The sequence below is a fragment of the Actinophytocola sp. genome (genome assembly GCF_049647105.1).
GTDB lineage: Bacteria > Actinomycetota > Actinomycetes > Mycobacteriales > Pseudonocardiaceae > Actinophytocola.
In genome coordinates, this window is the sequence record NZ_JBARWZ010000253.1 from 1 (window position 1) to 2,902 (window position 2,902).

Here is a 2,902-nt window from a genome sequence, read left to right on the forward strand (position 1 = left end):
ACCCACTCGATAGGTGTCCTCTCCCGGGCGTGATTGTGTCTTCGCAACCACCATCATCCCAGGCCAGAGCGGCACCTATCACCATCTCAGCAGCGTGTCACCGCCTTACTCGCGGATACGGGTCTGATGGCCCGGAGGCCGGGGATGAATCCAGCGACGAGCCACGCGCATGCTGCACCGTCACCTCCGGCGCAGTCCACGGCGTCCGGGATCGAGGTAAGTTGGTATGCGAACACTCCGATGGCTTTGAGTCCGGTTAGTACGCCTTCCCAGTTCCAGACGTCGTACTGGCACCCAGCCGGTGAGGTACCCCCAGCGTCCGCGGCCGCGTGACAGACGATCGCTGCGGCTTCCGGACTTTGCGTCGCGAACGCGAAGGCTTCCCGACGGGTGAACAACGCTGTGCCGGTGTAACCGCCTCGTCTCAACACATTAAGCGCGTTCTGGTCCAGTCTTTTCCCAAGCGTCAGACCATTCAGGTGATTCTGTGTGTTCGCATCTCGCGGTTCCTTGACTCCTGAGGCAGTCGTCGCTCTGCCACAGTTGCCGTCTCTGCACGCGCCGGCGTCGATGGCGCCGGAGCTGTCACCTTCGAGCAGAAACAGGCCGGATGGGTCGGAGAAGGTGACCGGGTTGTTGTTGCTGTAGGTGTAGCCGTTCATCTGCTGGGCGTCGGTAAGGTCCATGATCGGGTCGACCGAGATGAACCTACCCAGGTCGGGGTCGTATTCGCGGGCGCCGAGGTGAGTGAGGCCGGTGGTGGCGTCGAGGGTGCCGCCGACGAAGCCGCGTTCGCTGGGCCAGGTCAGAGGTGCCTGGCCGCGGGGTTCACCGAACGGGAGGTGGCGGCGGCGGTTGACCTGGAGAGTGTTGCTATTGATCGATACTTCGCCGGTGTTGTTGTGGTCGGTCGCGACCCAGTTCAGGCTGGCCTCGGTGCGGGTGGCGACCGCCTTGCCGCCGTGGCTGTAATAGCGCGTACCGGTTTCGATCTTGGTTTGCTTATCGAGACGGATCTCCTGGTTGCCCAGGTACAGAGTCACCGCCTGAGGGTCTCGGCGGATGAGACGGTCACCATCGGCGGTGTAGACGTAGCTGGTTTCCTGGCCGTTCTCGGTGACCTTCGTGAGGTTGCCTTCGGCGTCCCACTCGAGGGCTTGGCCTTCGCCCGCGAGGACGCGGCTGGTGGTGTTTCCGGTCGCGTCGTAGCCGTATTCGTCGAGGGTGGTGACGCCGGCGTCGGTGGTGGTTGCGCTGTCGAGGCGATGGCCCTGGTAGGTGTAGGTGCTGGTGGTGTCACCGGCGGCGTCGTGTTGGGTTTGTTCGACTCGGTTGCCGGTCTTGTCGTAGCCGTAGGACTGCCAGTACGGTGCCGGGCCGTCGAGCGCGCTGGTGGTGGGGTCGGCGGCGCAGCCGTTGGTGGGGGTCCAGGCGTCGGTGAGGCGGCGCAGGTGGTCGTAGCGGAAGCACTGGGTCTCGCTGGGCAGGCCGGCTGGGGCGTCGGCGACCGAGGTGATGTTGCCGATGTCGTCGTAGGTGTAGTGGTAGTCGGCCTGCATCGGGTTGGGCACCTCGGCGTCGACGACGGTGCGTTGCAGCCGACGGGTGTCGTGTTCGTAGTAGTAGGACAGCCATGCTCGTTTGGTGTCCTGGCCGAGTTCGAGGCGTTGGGGTTCGCCGTAGCGGGTGTAGTCGGAGCTGAGGACGTATTCGAAGGTCTTGCCGCCGTAGCCGCCCCAGGTGCGCAGCGGCAGGCCGAGGTCGCTGTAGGAGTGGGCGACGCCTTCGGCTGGCAGGGCGCCGGCGGCGGGATAGGTTTCGGACGCGAGTGATCCGTCCGCCTTGTACTGCAGGGTCGAGGTGTACTTGCCCGCTAGTTCCGGACCTTCGGCGGTCGGGATCTCGACCTCGACCTGGACCGGCTCGTACTCCGCCGTGTAGCCGAGAACCCGGCTGGTGTAGGCGGCGGTGCCGACGTAACGCGTCGATGACGCGGGTAGGCCCTTGCTGTAGGGGACGGTGTCGTAGGTCCAGTCGGCGAGGCGTGGACCGGTGACCGAGTCGCGGTGCAGGACGGTCTTGCGGCCGAGGTTGTCGTATTCGCAAACCAGCGTGGTGTCGCGGGCGTCGGTCGTGGACACCAGCTGGCCGACGTCGTCGTAGGTGTAGCTGGAGTCACCGCGGTCCGGGTCGGTGTCGGCGATCTTGCGGCCACGCAGGTCGTAGCTGTACCGCCAGATGTTGCCCGCGGGATCGGTGACCTTCGCGAGCTGCCCGGCCGGGGTGTAGTCGTAGTGGGTGATGTCGTCGCCGTCGGGGCCGTGCTGCAGCAGGTCGGTCTTGCGGCCGCGGGCGTCGACGACCGTGGTGACCGGAGTGCCGCCCGCCGGCGGGGTGACGGTGACGCGGTCACCGCCGTAGGTGGTGGTGGATCGCCATCTCTCGTCACCGTTGCTGAGGAACTTCTGCACGGTGGGGCGGCCTGCGGTGTCGTAGACGTACGCGGTCATGTTCGGCACGACGTTGTCGGTCGGCAACCACAGTCCGGTGTCGACTTCGCCGCTGTTGTAGTACGGACGTGAGGTCTTCGCGACGCGGCCTTGCGAGTCGTACCGGGTGTCGGTCAGCAGTCGTCCGCCGCCTGGTGCCTGGGTCTGCAGCTGGCGGGGCCGCAGCTACGCGGCGACAACCCACGACACTGGGCGGCACGACCGACCGCTGGCTCTTACCCAGCGGGGCGGCCTGGAATCCGCAGGCCGTGCGACATCGTTAACCGACGGCCCGCCCGTCATCCGCGAGCGGTTGGCCTCGCCGCGAATGTCATCGAGCCGCACCGTCCGGTACCCGGCCGCGACGCCACGCGGCTGGAGCAGCGCATGACCCCATTTCACGCTGGAACAGG

The 2,902-nt window shown here is 66.3% G+C and carries 1 protein-coding gene; it reads right to left on the reverse strand.

Annotated features, from left to right (window positions below; translation table 11 throughout):
* Positions 1 to 86: 86 nt before the first annotated feature.
* Positions 87 to 2,537, reverse strand: coding sequence for an RHS repeat domain-containing protein (locus WBA97_RS29515; RefSeq protein ID WP_424234224.1), 2,451 nt, complete (start codon positions 2,535 to 2,537; stop codon positions 87 to 89).
* Positions 2,538 to 2,902 lie beyond the last annotated feature (365 nt).